Raw genomic sequence first — 16807 nt, forward strand, 5'->3', positions numbered from 1 at the left:
TGGAGGAGTGGAGGGTCGAAGTTGGAGGAGTGGAGGGCCCCAGCAGTGTCGACCGTCAGTGCTGATTGTAGCCGTGACCGGCGTACAGGGCGAAGACGTTGACGACCAGCAGCGTCACGAATGTCAGGGCGATCGTCGGATCGTTCAGGCCGTTCGCGAGGAGGGGTAGATACGCGAACGGCAGCGCGATGGCGATCCAGAAACTCAGGAACTGTGCTGAGGGTCTGACGACGCCGAGCGTCTGGCGAAGTCGGGAACTGTACTGGCTGACCGCTTCGGGAGACGGCGTGAGCGATTCAGTCGAGGGCGGGGACGGATTTGGCATGGTCATCGAACACCTCTGGGTAGCAGAGACATTCACTGCACCCATCATATAAGGGGACGAACATTGAGGTCGTTTCGGTCCGTTTCACCGATTATCGACTGGGGTATCGGATGCCTGAAACGCGTTTAGAACGCTCCTAAAATTTTAAAACACCATTAGAGGCGGTAATTTCTGTCGTCGAATCTCGACACAAACAGGACTAAACTCGAGCCGATCTGACACCGCCTCGAGCGCAATCGCCTTGTATCGGCCGCCGCATACCTCGAGCATGAGTCAGCGAACGGCGACCGTTTCCCGCGAAACGGGCGAGACGACTATCGAGTGCACTCTCGCCGTCGACGGGTCGGGAACCGCCGAGATCGACACCGGGATCGGCTTCTTCGATCACATGTGTACCGCCTTCGCCGAGCACGGCCTGTTCGACCTCGAACTCGACTGCGACGGCGACCTCCACGTCGACGACCACCACACCGTCGAGGACGTCGCCATTGTCGTCGGAACCGCGTTCGACGAGGCGCTCGGTGACCGCGCGGGAATCGTCCGGTACGCCGACCGGCGCGTCCCGCTCGACGAGGCGGTCGCAGACGCAGTCATCGACGTGAGCGGGCGCTCCCGGTTTTACTTCGACGGCACGTTCTCACAGGATCGAGTAGGGGAGTTCACGAGCGACATGGCGCGTCACTTCGCCGAGTCGCTGGCGATGCACGCCGGGCTCACCCTCCACCTGGCCGTCGACGGCGAGAACGCCCACCACGAAGTCGAGGCGCTGTTCAAGGCGCTCGCGCGAACGCTCGACGACGCGACGCGACTCGACGAGCGGCGCGAGGGGACGCCGAGCACGAAGGGGACGCTCTGACTACGACGACGTCCGCTACGGCCGACGCAACTGATCGCCGTCCTCGACGAGTTTCCCCTCCTCGAGCGCGTGGTCGATGATCGCGTCGACCTCGTGGTTCTCGAGGTCGTAGGCGCCGGCAGCGAGCCCCTCGAGGTCGGCGCGGTCCATCGGGAGTTCGCGATTGCGGAGGAGTCGAAGGACCTTGCCGTAGGCGGCTGGCGGCTGCGAGTCGTCACCCGACGCGGGTTCAGTATCCCTTTCGACGGGTTCAGAACCGCCTCCAGCAGATTCTCGGTCGGCTTCGACGTTCGTCTCTGTCGTAACCCCCTGCCTGCTCGCTCGAGCGGCGCCCTCGGCGTCGTCGCTTCGCCTCTCGTCAGCGGCCCGGGTTTCGTCGTTTCTGCCGATCGACACGGCGACATCGTCGGTTTCAGAAGCAGCGCCAGTTTCGGACGGCGCGCGGTCACGCGAGGGACGACCATTTCCGTCGCGTCCGCTCTCGCCGCCTCCGAGTCGGTCGAGCAACGGCTCGAGGAGCGTCTCCAGGCGGGCGTGGCAGGCATCACAGAGAACCGCGCGACCTTGTTCGCGCTCGTTCGGTTCGAGCGTTGCCGGGACGATTTCGAAGGTTCCGGCGGCCGGTTCTCCACAAAAGTCACAGCTTTGGATTGCGCGCATGAACGTTCGTCCGAACCGGACAACCAAAAACGTGAGTCAGACGCGATGGGGTCGAGTCTCGACGAATCGAGCAAACGTCGTCTCGCCACGGAGCGCCGCCCTCGTGTCTCACTGGCCGACAGCGAGCGACAGAATCATGTTCCTTGAGACCATATCACATAGATCCTGTCCTGGGTAGGGGTACCTGCGACGGGCCACGAATCCAGTACGGTGGCGGCGTCACACGCGTCGCCCATCCCCCCGTATTCTGCGATACGTCGACCGTGGGCACTCTTCCTCCCTCTGCGACACACCGACCGCGATCACTCGAGGGCCAGCACTGACGAGACCGCCCGTTCGACCGCCTCGAGGTCGGCCTCCGGGGCGTAGACACCGAGCCGCCACTGGGCGCGCTGGGCGGCCTGTAACCCCTGGACGAGCGGCGACTGTTCGTGAAGCCTGCGGACGGAGCCGCCGACGACGACGCGCGTCTCGGTCTCGGGCATGCTCGGCCGACCTGGACAGTCGACGACGACCGACCGCGAATCGACGTCTGCCCGGTCGGCGACGTCGTCTTCGAGTTCTCGAACCTCGTCGTGGTCGGCCTCGAGCAGCCATTCCGGCACCGCCTCGAGTTCGGCCCAGGCCGCTCGCTTGTAGAGGCGCCGTTCCGCGAGTCGAGCCGCGAAATCGGTCGTGGGCTGGCACTCCCGGAGCGCCGACAGGAGGTCCGCATCGGTCATCCGGGCGAATCGCTCGGCCGTCAGATCGGTCTCCTCGAGCAGGGTCTCGGAGGCGCGCTCGAGCATCGACCCCGCGATGCGGGAGACGTGGTGGCGATAGACGGTCGCGTTCATCAGCGCGCGGGCAACGAGCAGGCTCTCGGCGGTCGCGACGTTGCCCTCCTCGAGGACGAGCGCGTCGTCGACGAACCGGAGGACTCGAACGAGCCGCCCCGGATCGACCGTGCCGTAGGGGACGCCCGTGTGGTGGGCGTCGCGCACGAGGTAGTCCATCCGGTCGACGTCGAGGTCCCCCGAGACGAGCTGGCCGAGTTTGCCCTCGCCGGCGATCAGGTTCGCGACCACTTCCGGGGCGAGGCCGTGGGACTCGAGGACGGCCGCCAGTTCCGAGTCCTCGAAGAGGTGGTGAACGTCGTCGTGGTGGCGCCCGAGGTGGCGCTCGATGATCCGTTCGGTCTGGTGGCCGTAGGGACCGTGGCCGACGTCGTGGAGCAGGGCCGCTGCGCGGACGGCCTCCGCGCGGGCCCCCTCGACGCCGAGGTGGGTGAGCGCCTGGCGCGCGAGGTGATAGACTCCGAGACTGTGTTCGAACCGGGTGTGGCTGGCCGAGGGGTAGACCAGTCGGACGGTCGAGAGCTGTTTGACGTACCGGAGTCGCTGCATCGCCGCCGTGTCCAGGAGATCCTGTACGACGCCGTCGACCTCGACGTAGTCGTGGACGGCGTCTTTGATCGCGTTCATGGGCGTACTCGCGGCGGGAGTGTCAAAACGAAATCGGAACCGTCGCGACCGGGTTTTCGTTCTCGTTCAGGGTCTCGGTTTCGTTCTCGTTCTCGTTCACGGTCTCGGTTTCGTTCTCGAGTCGACGTGCACGAACCGAAACGCCCCTGTGTTCCCGCCCCCTCGAATACCGCATGCCGACCGTACGGAACCGCGGTGCGTCGCTGTTCTACAGCGCCGAGGGCGGCGACGAGGGGCCAGCGGTGGTCTTCGTCAACGAGGCCGGCCTCGGCGGCTGGCTCTGGGGCTGGCAACACGCCTCCCTGGCAGGCCCTTTCGAGACTGTCGTCTGGGACCTCCGGGGCACCGGTCGCTCCGAGGGGACGACCGGGCCGTACGACCTTGAGACGCTCGCGAGCGACTTCGAGGCCGTCTGCCGCGAGATTGGGAGCCGGAGCGTCCACGCCGTCGGCCTGGGACTCGGCAGCGCCATTGCCCTCGAAGCCGCTCGCTCGAGCGGTCGCGTCGAGACGCTAACGCTCCTGGGAACCGCCGCACACGGGTCGGCGTTCGACCTCGAGGCGCTGTTCGACCCGCTGGAAGACGGCGGCGAAGAAACGAGTGGTGACGCGACGACCGCCCAAGACGACCGACGCAACGCGATTCGAGCCACCCTCGAGTCCGCCCTCTCCGGGGACTTTCGAAACCGCCAGCCGGACGTCGTCGACGGCATCGTGGACTGGCGTCTCGAGGGCGACGCCGATTCCGCCGGGCGACGTGCGCAACTTGCCGCTCTAGCCGAGTTCGACGCTCAGAAGTGGCTCGTGGAGGTGACCCAGCCGACGTTAGTCCTCCACGGCACGGCCGACGCACTCGTCCCGTCTGGCGCCGGACGCGACCTCGCCGACGGCCTTCCGAGGGGGACGTTCGTCCCGCTCGAGGGCGCTGGCCACCTCGCGAACGTCGAACGCTCGCGGACGGTAAACGATCGGTTGTTTGGGTTCCTCGAGGATCACACCGACGGCCTCGAGCGGTGAGCGCCCTAGCCGTGCCATCCGTGAACGAGGACGCTGACGCCAAAAATCGGCTAGTTAACTGACGGTATCCGGTGGATTCATGCTCGCTCGCTCCGGAGTAGAATCTGCACGGGGACGGGCGGGATCAGTCTGTCGAATCGATCGTCAACGTTCCACCCACACCACCTATCAACCACCACATTCCCCCGTGTTTTTCTCGAGAGCGACTTCCGTGAGCGAGCGGGCAGAAGGCCTTACTATCCGGAGGACATTTACAGACCTATGACACAGGTGCGTCTCGCGCTGCTCAACGCCGCCTACGAGGGCGAGAGCACGCGACGAAACTTTCGACGCGAACTCGACGCCTCGCTCGCCGAGTTCGACATCACCGACGGCGAACTCCCCGAAACCTACGATTACGACGGCGTCGTCGTCACGGGCTCGAGAGCCTCGGTCTACTGGGACGAAGACTGGATCGAGCCAGCGAAGACGTGGGTCGCCGAAGCCATCGATCGCGACGTCCCGTTTCTGGGCATCTGCTGGGGCCACCAGCTCCTGGCTGACGTCCTCGGCGGGTCCGTCGACGACATGGGCGAGTACGAGGTCGGCTACAGTCATATCGAGCACACCGGCGACTCGCCCCTGTTCGACGGAATCGACCGCGAGTTCGTCGGCTACACGAGCCACTCCGACGCCGTCCTCGAGTTACCCCCCAATGCCGAGCCCCTGGCCGAAAACGAGTACTCGAACCACGGCTATCGCCTCGGGAACGTCTTCGGCGTCCAGTTCCACCCCGAGTTCGACCAGCCGACGATGCGAAAGCTGCTCGAGAACAAGGACCTCGAGTCCGAAACCCGCGAGCGTCTGCTCGCCGAGGTCACCGACGAGAACCACGCGAGGACGCGCCCGGCGAGTCTCGTCTTCGAGAACTTCGTCGATTTCGTGCGCGAAGTTCGTGAGCGAGCGGCCGCGGACGACGGGGCTCGAGACGTCTCGGCGTGATCACTCGAGGCCCGCCGTCTCTCGCTCACCGATGGCCTCGACGAGCAGTTCCGCGACGTCGACGATCTCGATGTCCTCTTCGAATCCACCAGTTTTGCGCCCGTCCTCGTACATCGTCATGCACATCGGGCAGGCGACAACGAACTTCTCGACGCCAGCGCCGGCGTCGGTGTCCTCGAGCGCCTCGCGAAGCCGTTCCTCGCTCGGTTTCGGCTCTTCGTCGAAGTCCATCCAGAGGCCACCGCCACCGCCGCCACAACAGAACGAGTCGGCACGATTGCGCGGCATCTCCTGGAGGTCACAGCCGGTCGCCCGGATGAGTTCGCGCGGAGCCTCGTACTCGTCGTTGTACCGCCCGAGGTGACAGGGGTCGTGGTAGGTGACGGTGTAGTCGAGTTCGGTGCCCGACAGGGCCAACTTGCCGTCCTGGACCAGCTCCTCGACGGCCTGCGTCCAGTGGAGCACCTCGATTTCCCCGCGCTGATTCCAGTACTCGTCGTACTCGAACGGCATCATCGGATCGTCCGCGAACTCCGCGAAGTCGACCTCGGGGTACTCGTTCTCGAACGTGTTGTAGCTGTGCGGGTCGGTGCAGATCAGCTTCTCGAAGTCACAGGCCTCGAACGACTCGACGTGGTGGCCCGCCAGCTCGAGGTAGAGGAACTCCTCGCCGATGCGGCGGATGTCGTTGCCGTCGTACTTCTCGTCCTCGAAGAGAATGCCGAAGCTGACGTCGGCGGCCTCGAGGATGGTCGCCAGCGAGCGGGCGACTCGCTTGTTGCGCTCGTCGTAGCTCGGGTAGTCGCCGACGTACCAGAGGTACTCGACCTCCTCATCGCGAGCGTCCACGAGGTCGAACTCGAGTTCGTCGGCCCAGTCGGCGCGGTTCCGCGGCGAGTCGCCGAAGGTGTTGCCGTTCTGCATGACGTTCTGGAAGACGTCCTGCATGTTCGAGTCGACGTCACCCTGGTCGACCAGCTGGCGGTTGAGTCGCGTAAAGGACTGGAGGTGCTCGATCTCGACGGGACAGGCGTCCATGCAGGCCATGCAGGCCATGCACGATTCCATCGTCTCCGCGTCGATAACCGAGGTACCGCCGTCGGCGATGATCGGTCGTTCCTCGCCACCGGCGTTGAGACTCTCGCGGTAGGATTTCAGGTCGAGGATGACGTTCCGCGGGTCGAGCGGCCGGTCGGACGCCTTCGCGGGGCAGACCGACGAGCAGCGCCCACACTTGGTACAGGCGTCCTGGTCGAGAATCTCCTTCCAGGTGAAGTCGTCGATGGACTCGGCGTTCGTCGCGTCCAGGTCGGCTGGGACGCCGGGCAGGCGCTTGCCGGTCTTCTCGTCGCGCGTGACGACGTTGGCGAACGAGGAGAGCATGTGGAACGGCTTCGCGTAGGGAATCCACGCGATGAAGAAGAACGCGAGCAGCGAGTGCGACCACCAGGCCCACCAGTGCATCGAGGTCGCGAGCGACTCGCTCATGCCCATCGACTCGAGCGCTCCGAGGCCCATCGCCAGGCCGTAGCCGACGAAGCTCACCACCTCGAACTCGGGCATGCCGGTCGCGTAGATCCGGATTCCCTCGAGGGCGAACCCGCCGAGGCCCAGGAGAAAGAGAATCCAGACGAACGCGGTGTCCTCGAGGGAGGTGTGTCGACCCCACAGGCGTTCGTTCTGTACCCAGTACCGGCGGTACATCGCCATTCCGAGGCCGACGACGAACAGCAGGCCCATCGCGTCGACCATGAACTGGTAGGCCAGGTAGAAGTCGCCGTGCCAGAAGGAGGCGTCGAACACGAGGCCGTAGGCGTACTCGTCGAATGCGAGAATCGAGGTCGCGATGAACAGCGAGAGAAAGCCCCAGAAGATGAAGGCGTGCATCAGTCCGCCGTAGAGGTCGCGATTGAACTGCTTCTCGTTCGTCAGGACGATTTTCGACGCGGCCACGACTCGACTCGCGAGGTCGTCGACGCGAGGGAAGGGGTCGTCGTCTCCCTCGGCGTAACGGGCGAACCGTGCGTAGACGCCGAACAGGAAGACGAGGATGGCGACGGCGGCGAGGAAGTAAAACAGCACCTTCTCCACGGAGGAGATGCCGTAGTACGTTTCCCTGGTCACCTCCGTCTGTGCGATAACGTTCATGTACTATGACGCGGAGAGAACGTACTTAACTCTTGTCACACCGTCCACGGGGTGTCCCGGAGCCGTCGTCCGAGAATCGATACGCCGTTGAGAGTTTATTGAGAACGATTCGCTCACCCGTCGGCCAACGCTATACGGCAACAGGCTTAAATATCCACCCGTCTCCAGTGTGCATCCATGAACGAGAAAACCGAAGAACTCCGAGACATCTTCACCAGCGTTACCGACGGCGAAGAGACCGTCACCGAATCCCAGGAAGACACCCGTGGATCGCTCGAGAAGGACGAGCGAACCGTCGAGGAGCGCCTCGAGAACGTGATCGCACAGATGCGCGAACGATACGGCTTCGAGACGCCGTTATCGGAGGCGGAGCTACAGACCGTCGCGAGACGCTACTACGAACGCGACGATGACGACGAGATCGCCGCCGACCTCGAGGTCGACCCACAGAACGTCTTCGAGGCCCGGTGTGCGCTACACCTCGTGGACGAGGGCGACGCCGACGAGATCGACCTGGTAGCGATTCGCGAACGTGACGAGGCCGACGCGACCCTCGCCGAGGAGTACGACGTCGACCCGGAGACGATCCGGCGCTACCGCCTCGTCGCGGCCGCGAAAGCGGAATCGCGAGCGGCGAACGACCGCTACCGCGACGAGTTCGATAGCCTGCTGGCCGACTCGGAACTCGCCTCCAAGATGGCGAGCGACGTCCGGAAGGACGGTCTCGAGGACGCGACCGAGGGCATGGAAACGGACGTCTCCTTCTGATCGGTCACTTCGTAGAGCGGTTTGCTTCTAATTGGCTACCGCGTACAGCTGTTTCCTGCTGACCGCGTCGCTCCCGTGCAGCTCAGCCCCTTCCCCACCGAGCCAGCAATTTATATACCAATACGCGGCCAGACCGACCATGACGCACGTCGCGTTCAGCGACCTCCGGACGGCCACCTACTGTCCGCGAAAGCTCTATTACGCCCGACGCGCCGACGACCGCGAGCCGCCACCCGGAGTCGCCGCCGTCCGAGACCTCGCGACCCGGTACGAATCCCTCCTCACGGCGACCGACAAGGCACTCGCCCACGAACCGATTGAACTCGAGCCGTCCGTCTATCGCGCCAGGCTCTGTCGAACGCGCGATCGATTGACGAACGCCGCCGAGGAGACGCGGTTCCAGCCGCCGCCGAATCGCGACCACGACGCGACGAACGGGGACCGATGGGCGGCGACCTGTGACCCCGCCACCGTGGACGCCCTCGTCACCGGTCGAGAGTGCCGTGGTATCGTTCACAAAGTACTGCACGATCCGCTCGAACCGGCCCTCGTCTCCGCCGGCAAACCGCCCGACCAGGGCGTCTGGAAATCCCAGCGCGTCCACGCCGTCGCCGCCGCGAAGGCCCTCGCATGGACACACGAACAACCGGTTGGCGGTGCCTGGCTCGAGTATCCAGCCTACGGGGAGATCCGCTACGTTCCGATGAGGACGCGCCGGAAGGCCGAGTACCGACGGGCACTCCGAACCGTCCGCGAACTCGAGGAGCCACCGTCGCGACTCAGCAACCGCGAGAAGTGTACCGCCTGCGAGTACGCCGACACCTGTGGTGTCCGAACACGAAGCCTCCGATCGCTGCTGGGATTCGGGTGACTCGAATCGACGATGAGGACGCGAGCGTCGTCAGTAGGCGGCGAGCCAGGCCTCGATTTCGTCGGCGAGCGCGCCACGCCGGTGGATCGTCCCCGAAGCGATGTCGACGACGGTGCTCTCGGTACCGGCCGTCTCGCCGGCCTCGAGGACGACGTCGACGGCCTCTCGAACCTCGGGATCGAGATCGGCGGGACGTCGAACGCTCCCGCGGCCGCTGACGTTGGCGCTCGTCGCCGTGATCGGCGTTTCGGCGCGTTCACAGAGGCGGAGCGCGAGGTCGTGATCCGGAACGCGAACACCCACCCGGTCGTTGCCGGCGGTGAGTACGTCGGGAACGGTCTCGCGGCGACGACAGAGCACCGTCACCGGACCGGGGAGAAACCGCGCCATGAACTGACGTTCGCGGTCACTCGCCCGGACGTACTCGAGGGCCGCCGGAACCGACGGAACGGCGAGCGAGATGGGGTTCGATCGATCACGGCGCTTGACCTCGAAGACTCGCTCGACGGCCGTGGGGTCGAGGGCGTTCGCCGCGAGTCCGTAGACGGTTTCGGTCGGGTAGACGACGAGGCTCCCGTTCCGAATAGCCGTCGCCGCTCGCTCGAGGTCGGACATGTGCGAGCGTCGGTTCGTCGGGGGCAAAAACGTACCGTCCCGCGACCGTCGGTTCGTTCGACGATCAGTCGAGCGCTACGACGTCACTCGAGGTCGCGACTCGTGGGCTCGAGGTCCTCGGTCGCCGGCCCCTCGAGCAGGGTCCCGTCGGGCGAAAATCGCGACCCGTGACAGGGACAGTCCCAGGTGCACTCGGCGTCGTTCCAGTCGACGACGCAGTAGGTGTGCGTACAGACGGCCGACACCGCGTGGAGGTCGCCCTCGTCGTCGCGCGCGGCAGCGACCGGTTTCGGCCCTCGCCGCAGGACTCGGCCCTCCCCCGATTCGATCGACGCGACGGCCGGCGAGAGGAGCGTCCGCGCCCAGTCGGTGACGAACTGGCTCGCAGCGTCGGCGTTCTCGGTGAGCGTCTTCGGGAGCGAGGGCTTCGGCGTGAATCGAAGTGGATCGAACGTCTCGAGGGCCCGTGGTGTCGGCGCGTCACCGGCGATGGTCTCGGCGAGTAGCTGTCCAGCGGCAGTGCCATTGGTCATTCCCCAGCCCCCGAACCCAGTCGCGACGAGGACGTGTTTCGCCCCCGGACCTGCGGGGCCGACGAACGGCACGGAATCGACCGAGACGTAGTCCTGCGTCGACCAGCGGTACTCGATCGACGCCACGGGAAAGTGCTCGCGCGTCCAGTGGGCCAGTCGGCGGTACCGGTCGGCGGTCGAGCCCCCCTGTCCAGTCTTGTGGTTCTCGCCGCCGACTAACAACAGCGTCTCGTCGTCGTCGCAGTACGTTCGGACGGACCGGTATGGGTCGTCGTCCCGGTAGTACATACCCTCGGGTGGCTCGTCCTCGAGCCGAACGCCCAGGACGTACGACCGTTTCGGGTACAGCCGGGTGAAGAAGCCGACCCGATCGAGGAGAGGGAAGCCGGTGGCGAGGACGACCTGCTTTGCTCGCACGGTTCCCCCTTCGGTCTCGACGCGTGGCTGGTTCCCCGGAGAAACGTCGGTCACGCGCGTTCGTTCGTGGATTCGAACCCCGTCCTCTGTCTCGAGTGCGCTGGCGAGGCCGAGCAGGTACTTCCGCGGGTGAAACCAGGCCTGGTCGTCGAACTTGACGGCCGCAGCGGCGCGCTCGAACGGCGGCACCGATTTGACGAAGGACGCGGGGAGGCCCACTTGCCGAGCGGCATCGGCCTCCCGTCGGAACTCGTCGGGGTCGTCGCCGTAGCAGTAGGACGGCTGGCGCTCGAACCCACAGTCGATGTCGAGTTCTTCGACTCGCGACTCGACAGTATCGATAGCCGCCTCGTTGACCCCGGCGTACGTCCGCGCCGTCTCCCGTCCGAACTCCCGACGCAAGTGATCGTAGCACAGGCCGTGCTGGCTCGTGACCTTCGCCGTCGACTTGCCCGTCACGCCGGACGCGATCCGGTCGCGCTCGAGGACGATCACCGAATGCCCGCGCTCTCGGAGTTCGTACGCCGTCGAGAGGCCGGTGATTCCGGCACCGACGATACAGACGTCGGCCGTCGCGTTACCCTCGAGCGCCGGGTAGGTCGCATCGGGGGTCGTCGTGAGCCACGGGGAGGTCGGTTCGCCGGGGAGCGTCTCGTCGTCGTGGAAGGGTGGGGGCTCGACCATCGTCTCGCCTCGCTACTCGTCGTCGAGGGAGAAAAAACGGTCGTGCGCTATAGTGAGACGACTCAGTCGAAAAGACGATTACTCGAGCAGGTCCGGCAACTGGTCGACCGACTCGAGGACCGCGGCGGCCCCTTCAGCGTCGTACTTCCGGCGGCCCTCCTCGCCGGTCAGTCCGCCGGTGAGGACGCCGACACCGTGGTACTCGCGGCTGGAGTCCGAATCAGCCTCGTCGGCGTTCGTCGCGGTTCGAATATCGTCGAGCGTATCGCCCACGAAAACGACCGAGTCCGCCTGGAAGCGGTCGGTGAGGGTCGTCAGGGCCCGCGGGTGCGGTTTGCCCTCCTCCCAGTCGTCCATCGTGAACCGGTGCTCGGCCGGGACGTCGAGCCCCGCCCGCTCGAGGGCGATCTCGGCTTCGGCGGCCGGCCTGCCGGTGACGATTCCCACGTCGTAGCGCTCGGTGAGGTGCTCGCGGGTCTCCTCGGCGAGCAACAGCGGCTCGTCGTGGATGAACCCGCGGGTCTCAAGGTCCGGATCCGGTTCGCCGCCCTCGAGTCCGCGGTAGAGGTCGCTTCCGAGGTAGAGCTGTTGAAAGACGTCCCGAAGCCGCTCGCGATCCCATCGTTGCTTGATTCGCTCGGTGGCTCGAGCGCCGCACTCCTCGCGGACGACGGATTCGGTGGCCTCGAGACCGCCGCCCGCGTCGGCGATGGCGTCGGTGAACTCCTCGATCGACCGCTGGAAGCCCTCGCCGGTGGCCAGCAGGTAGAGCGCAGCGGCATAGGTGAGTTCCCAGTCGTTGTTGAAGCCGCCCGCGTCTTTGAACAGCTGAATGTCGGCTTTCTCGATGGTCCGACCGTAGACGTGATCGATGGATTCGACGATGGCCCGCCGGTAGGAGTCGGCGACGTCGACGATCACTCCGTCGATGTCGAGGACGACGGCGTCTGCGTGCATGGCTGATTTCTGGGCGGCCTGCCGTATGGACGTATCGACTTTCGACGGTGCGCGCCGGCGGCGTTCGACGTCGCGTCCTGGCGGCGCTCGAGCGCACACGCGTTCGCCGACGTCGCTTCCCTCGGCCCAGAGACGACACTTTAAACCCGAGCACGGCCCAACGGACGGCAATGAACGTCGAGGACCTCTCGGGACTGCCCCCCGGCGCCCGCGAACACTTTCGCGAGGAGGGGATCGAGGAATTGTACCCGCCCCAGGCCGCCGCCGTCGAGGCGGGCATCCTCGAGGGCGACAGTCTCGTCGCCGCGGTGCCGACCGCAAGCGGGAAGACGATGATCGCCGCCCTCTCGATGCTATCGGCGATCGAACGCGGCGGGAAGGCGCTGTACATCGTCCCGCTCCGGGCGCTCGCGAGCGAGAAGAAGGCCGAGTTCGATGCGTTCGAACGGTTCGGCGTGACGACGGGCGTCACCACGGGCAACTACGAGTCCACGAGCGACTGGCTCGCCACGAAGGACCTGATCGTCGCCACGAGCGAGAAGGTCGACTCGCTCGTCCGCAACGGCGCCGACTGGCTCTCGGAGCTGACCTGCGTCGTGAGCGACGAGGTACACCTGATCGACGACCGCAATCGGGGGCCGACGCTCGAAGTGACGCTGGCCAAACTGCGGCAACTCAACCCGGCCCTGCAGGTGGTCGCGCTCTCGGCGACGGTCGGCAACGCCGACGAGATCGCGGGCTGGCTCGGCGCCGAACTGGTCGACAGCGACTGGCGACCGATCGATCTCCAAATGGGGGTTCATTACGGCAACGCCCTCCACTTCGACGACGGGACGACCCGCGAGGTGCCCGTCGAGGGCTCGGAGAAGCAAGAGGAAGCCCTCGTCAGGGACATCCTCGAGGAGGGCGGCTCCTCGCTCGTGTTCGTCAACTCGCGGCGGAACGCGGAGGCGGCGGCCCGCCGGTTAGCGCGGACCAGCGGCCCGCAACTCACGCCCGAAGAGCGAGGACGACTCGCCGATCTGGCGACCGAAGTTCGGGACGTGAGCGACACCGAGACGAGCGACGACCTCGCGACCTGCGTCGAGCAGGGGTCGGCGTTTCACCACGCCGGCCTGGCGAGCGAGCACCGGACGCTGGTCGAGGACGCCTTCCGCGACCGCCTGCTGAAAGTGATTTCGGCGACCCCGACCCTCGCCGCCGGCGTCAACACGCCCGCTCGCCGCGTCGTCGTTCGCGACTGGCGGCGCTTCGACGCCACCGCCGGTGGAATGGCGCCCCTGAACGTCCTCGAGGTCCACCAGATGATGGGACGGGCCGGTCGTCCAGGACTGGATCCCTACGGCGAAGCCGTCCTGCTCGCGAAGAACCACGACGAGATGGACGACCTCTTCGAGGGCTACGTCTGGGCCGAGCCCGAGGACGTCCGCTCGAAGCTCGCCGCCGAACCCGCCCTCCGAACACACGTGCTGGCCACGGTCGCCTCCGGGTTCGCCACCACGCGCGAGGGGCTACTCTCGTTTCTCTCGGATACGCTTTACGCCAGCCAGTCGGGCGAGGCCGGCCGCCTCGAGACCGTCACCGACGACGTATTGGGCTATCTCGAGCGGAACGACTTCATCGAACGAGAGGGCGGGAACGGGAACGGGAGCGAAACAGAACCCGTCGACGAGGGCGCGTTCGTCTCCGCGGCCGATCTCGCCGAGCCGGACTCGAGCGACGAGGCGGTCACGCTCCGGGCGACGAGCCTCGGCCACACCGTCTCGCGGCTCTACCTCGACCCGATGAGCGCCGCCGAAATCGTCCACGGGCTCGAGTCCGCCGACGAACGACCCACGCCCCTCGGCCTGTACCAGTTGATCGCCCGCACACCGGACATGTACGAACTCTACCTCCGGTCGGGCGAGGACGAGAAGTTCGGCGAACTGTTCTACGAACGCGAGGCCGAGTTGCTCGGCGACGCCCCGAGCGAGTACGAGGACGCCCGCTTCGAGGACTGGCTCGCCGCCCTCAAGACCGGAAAGCTGCTCGAGGACTGGGCCGAAGAGGACGACGAGGATCGGCTCACCGACCGGTACAAGATCGGACCCGGTGACCTTCGCGGGAAGGTCGACACGGCCGAGTGGCTCCTGGGCGCGGCCGAATCGCTGGCCGGCGAAATCGGCAGCGAGTGGACGGTCGCGGTACGGGAGGCCCGCGCCCGCGTCGAACACGGCGTCCGCGAGGACCTGCTCGAGTTGGTCGGGATCCGCGGCGTCGGTCGCAAACGGGCGCGACAGCTGTACGCCGCGGGGCTCGAGACGCCCGCGGATCTCCGGGCGGCGGACAAGGGCATCGTGCTCGGCGCACTCAGAGGGGAGAAGACCGCAGAGACGATACTCGAGAACGCCGGTCGCGAGGATCCATCGATGGACGGCGTCGAGCCGCGAGCGCCGGACGGGTCGCTCCGAAGTGGCGGCAGTGGCGGTGGCACCAGCGAGGCCATCGAGTCCGCCGGCAGCAATGCAGAAGACGATGACGACGAAACGCAGGCCTCGCTGGGTGATTTCTGATGGAACTCCTCGAGGGCCGACTCCGCGTGGACGACCTCGACTCGTTCATCGCGGACCTCGGCGAAATCGGCGAGACACACGACGTGACGATCCAGGCGTTCGACGCCCGGTACGTCGCGGGTCGACGCCACCTCGAGCGAGCCGTCGCCCTCGCGGATCGGGCCACCGAGCGCGGCGAGAACGTCGCTCGCGACCGGGCCGTCGAGATTTTGCTGTACGCCGCCGGACGCCGCCAGATCGATCGCGCTCTCGAGATGGGCGTCGACGAGGGGGAATCAGACGTGATCGTGCTGATCGACGGGCAAGGCGACGAACGTGCGGCCCGCACCGACCTCGAGGATAGATTTGGTCTCGAGTCCGTGTCGGCGCTCGAGACGGTGGAGGAGGTCGTAGACGTGGACGTAGACACAGACGTAGGCGAAGACGTAAACGTAGATCGGGACCTGGACACCGTGCGTTCGTTCTTCGAAATCAGCGACGTCGAGCGGGTGGCGACGACGGCGAGCCTCGAGGACCTCGTGTGCGAGCGGGTGGCGTTGCTCGAGGTCGAGAAGTAGTTTGGACGACGGCGGCAAACGGATCAGACGACGGCGTAAAGCACCGCACCAGCGAGCGCACCCGAGACTGTCGCGAGGAAGTTCACGCTCTGGTTGCCGAGGAGGTCACCCTCGAGGGTCGCCCCCAGAATGCTGTCGGCGGTCATCCCCAGGAAGCCGGCGACGCCGATGACGAGCGCCCCCGTGAGTCCGACGCCGGGATACGCCACGTAGCTCACGCCTGCAACCGCGGCCGCACCGACGACGCCGGCGAGTTCGCCCTGCCAGGTGACGCCACCGTCGGTTCCCGGTTCGACGCGCTCGAACGTCGTGATCAGTCGCGGGGAATCGAAGACGCTCCCAATTTCACTCGAGAGCGTGTCGCTGAGCGCGGTCGCGATCGATCCGGCGAACGCGAACAGAAAGAGGTCGGGATCAACGGTGAGCAGGCCGGCCTCGCTGGCAGCGAACCCGACGACGGCGACGAGCGCGGCCGCGGTGTTGCCGATCACGTTCGAACTCCCGCGTGCGCCGTCGTTTTCCTCGGCGACGCCACGGTCGGTCTTTTGCTCGTATCGAAACCGCGTCGAGAGGCTTCCCACGCCGAAGAACGTGATGAGGACGGCGAACCAGCCGTAGTCGCCGAGAACGATGGTCAAGAGCGCGAGCAAGATACCGGTGAGCATTCCGGCGATAGAGGCCGCACCCAGTGCGTACGAGACGTAGCCGATTGCGATCGTGATCGCGATTGCGATGACGATCCCGGCGACGTCGACGCTCGGCTCGAGTTCGTACAGGAGCCACAGCGAGAGGCCGACGGTGAGCAGGACGATCGGGTCGTCGTAGCTGATGAGCACGTCACGGAGCAACGCCGCGAGGAACGTGCCGCTCACGGCCAGAAACACGACCACCGGGAACGCGCTCTCGAGTGGGGCATCGGTGGCCAGCCGAGCGCCGAGCTGTCCGGCGATGGCGGCGACCGAGCCGACAGCTCCGAACGCGATCGTCTGGAGGATGTCGGCGTCGGTTCGCGTTCGGACGAACGTCTCCGCCAGGCTGCCGTATCCTACGAGGAAGACGACGCCGACGAAAATCGAGAGCGGGAGCGACCAGTTGACGGCGAGCAGACCGAGCGTCGTCGCGGCGAGAACGAACGTGAGGAGCCCGAACAGGTGTCCCTCGGCGTAGTCGTCCGGAAACGCGAAGAGATCGAAGACGGGGCCGTCGGTGACGGCGACGGCCACCAGCGCGAGGACGAGGGCGATCGGGGCCGACAGCTCCGGGCCGAAAATCGGAACGGCCAGCGAGAGCGTACAGAGTGCGGCGAAGGCTCCTGCCCGTCGAACCGGTGTCGTCACGGTGTCGATTCCTTTCTGTGGGGGGTACTTGAAGGTTCGTCAACTGCCCCGGGCGTGTCGAGGCGAC

The 16807-nt window shown here is 66.1% G+C and carries 15 protein-coding genes; 7 read left to right on the forward strand and 8 right to left on the reverse strand.

Features of this window, described 5'->3' with window-relative positions:
* Nucleotides 1–55 precede the first annotated feature (55 nt).
* Nucleotides 56–325 carry a DUF8028 family protein gene (locus NGM29_RS01375; protein ID WP_253430712.1) on the reverse strand — a complete coding sequence of 90 codons (270 nt, stop codon included), beginning with the start codon at nucleotides 323–325 and terminating at the stop codon, nucleotides 56–58.
* A gap of 268 nt (nucleotides 326–593) precedes the next feature.
* Between NGM29_RS01375 and hisB the strand changes: the two genes are divergently transcribed.
* On the forward strand, nucleotides 594–1181 hold the full coding sequence (gene hisB, locus NGM29_RS01380) for an imidazoleglycerol-phosphate dehydratase HisB (RefSeq protein ID WP_254158478.1): 588 nt from the start codon (nucleotides 594–596) through the stop codon (nucleotides 1179–1181).
* A 15-nt stretch (nucleotides 1182–1196) separates the two neighbouring features.
* Here hisB and NGM29_RS01385 read toward each other — a convergent pair whose 3' ends face one another.
* Together NGM29_RS01385 and NGM29_RS01390 are read right to left on the reverse strand one after the other, a co-directional pair.
* Entirely contained in the window at nucleotides 1197–1841 is a 645-nt protein-coding gene (locus NGM29_RS01385; RefSeq protein ID WP_254158479.1) for a hypothetical protein, read from the reverse strand.
* A gap of 302 nt (nucleotides 1842–2143) precedes the next feature.
* A complete protein-coding gene (locus NGM29_RS01390; RefSeq protein ID WP_254158480.1) occupies nucleotides 2144–3304 on the reverse strand; it encodes an HD domain-containing protein in 1161 nt (386 codons plus the stop codon).
* Nucleotides 3305–3477: 173 nt separating this feature from the next.
* Here NGM29_RS01390 and NGM29_RS01395 point away from each other — a divergent pair, with 173 nt between their 5' ends.
* Together NGM29_RS01395 and NGM29_RS01400 are read left to right on the forward strand one after the other, a co-directional pair.
* Complete coding sequence (locus NGM29_RS01395) at nucleotides 3478–4320, forward strand: alpha/beta fold hydrolase (RefSeq protein WP_254158481.1); 843 nt, start codon at nucleotides 3478–3480, stop codon at nucleotides 4318–4320.
* 261 nt (nucleotides 4321–4581) lie between these two features.
* A complete protein-coding gene (locus NGM29_RS01400; RefSeq protein WP_254158482.1) occupies nucleotides 4582–5301 on the forward strand; it encodes a type 1 glutamine amidotransferase in 720 nt (239 codons plus the stop codon).
* On the opposite strand, the gene NGM29_RS01405 is transcribed toward NGM29_RS01400, so the two are convergent.
* Entirely contained in the window at nucleotides 5302–7449 is a 2148-nt protein-coding gene (locus NGM29_RS01405; protein ID WP_254158483.1) for a heterodisulfide reductase-related iron-sulfur binding cluster, read from the reverse strand. It lies immediately after the preceding gene.
* 177 nt (nucleotides 7450–7626) lie between these two features.
* Between NGM29_RS01405 and NGM29_RS01410 the strand changes: the two genes are divergently transcribed.
* The gene (locus NGM29_RS01410) at nucleotides 7627–8217 is read left to right on the forward strand and encodes a conditioned medium-induced protein 4 (RefSeq protein ID WP_254158484.1); all 591 of its coding nucleotides are present in this window, start codon (nucleotides 7627–7629) and stop codon (nucleotides 8215–8217) included.
* Between the two features lie 139 nt (nucleotides 8218–8356).
* The gene (locus tag NGM29_RS01415) at nucleotides 8357–9088 is read left to right on the forward strand and encodes a CRISPR-associated protein Cas4 (RefSeq protein WP_254158485.1); all 732 of its coding nucleotides are present in this window, start codon (nucleotides 8357–8359) and stop codon (nucleotides 9086–9088) included.
* A 30-nt stretch (nucleotides 9089–9118) separates the two neighbouring features.
* Here NGM29_RS01415 and NGM29_RS01420 read toward each other — a convergent pair whose 3' ends face one another.
* The 3 genes from NGM29_RS01420 to NGM29_RS01430 all read right to left on the reverse strand — a co-directional run bounded on the left by NGM29_RS01420 (nucleotide 9119) and on the right by NGM29_RS01430 (nucleotide 12294).
* Entirely contained in the window at nucleotides 9119–9703 is a 585-nt protein-coding gene (locus tag NGM29_RS01420) for an L-threonylcarbamoyladenylate synthase (RefSeq protein ID WP_254158486.1), read from the reverse strand.
* A gap of 83 nt (nucleotides 9704–9786) precedes the next feature.
* The gene (locus NGM29_RS01425) at nucleotides 9787–11337 is read right to left on the reverse strand and encodes an FAD-dependent oxidoreductase (protein ID WP_254158487.1); all 1551 of its coding nucleotides are present in this window, start codon (nucleotides 11335–11337) and stop codon (nucleotides 9787–9789) included.
* A gap of 78 nt (nucleotides 11338–11415) precedes the next feature.
* Entirely contained in the window at nucleotides 11416–12294 is an 879-nt protein-coding gene (locus tag NGM29_RS01430) for a TIGR01548 family HAD-type hydrolase (RefSeq protein ID WP_254158488.1), read from the reverse strand.
* A gap of 170 nt (nucleotides 12295–12464) precedes the next feature.
* Between NGM29_RS01430 and NGM29_RS01435 the strand changes: the two genes are divergently transcribed.
* Together NGM29_RS01435 and cgi121 are read left to right on the forward strand one after the other, a co-directional pair.
* Entirely contained in the window at nucleotides 12465–14846 is a 2382-nt protein-coding gene (locus tag NGM29_RS01435) for an ATP-dependent DNA helicase (protein WP_254158489.1), read from the forward strand.
* Complete coding sequence (gene cgi121 / locus NGM29_RS01440; RefSeq protein ID WP_254158490.1) at nucleotides 14846–15403, forward strand: KEOPS complex subunit Cgi121; 558 nt, start codon at nucleotides 14846–14848, stop codon at nucleotides 15401–15403. Before NGM29_RS01435 ends, cgi121 begins: the two co-directional genes overlap by 1 nt.
* Nucleotides 15404–15426: 23 nt before the next feature.
* On the opposite strand, the gene NGM29_RS01445 is transcribed toward cgi121, so the two are convergent.
* Nucleotides 15427–16740 carry a DUF92 domain-containing protein gene (locus NGM29_RS01445; RefSeq protein ID WP_254158491.1) on the reverse strand — a complete coding sequence of 438 codons (1314 nt, stop codon included), beginning with the start codon at nucleotides 16738–16740 and terminating at the stop codon, nucleotides 15427–15429.
* Between the last annotated feature and the right edge of the window lie 67 nt (nucleotides 16741–16807).

It is taken from the genome of Natronosalvus rutilus (genome assembly GCF_024204665.1).
In the GTDB taxonomy this organism is placed as follows: Archaea; Halobacteriota; Halobacteria; order Halobacteriales; family Natrialbaceae; genus Natronosalvus; species Natronosalvus rutilus.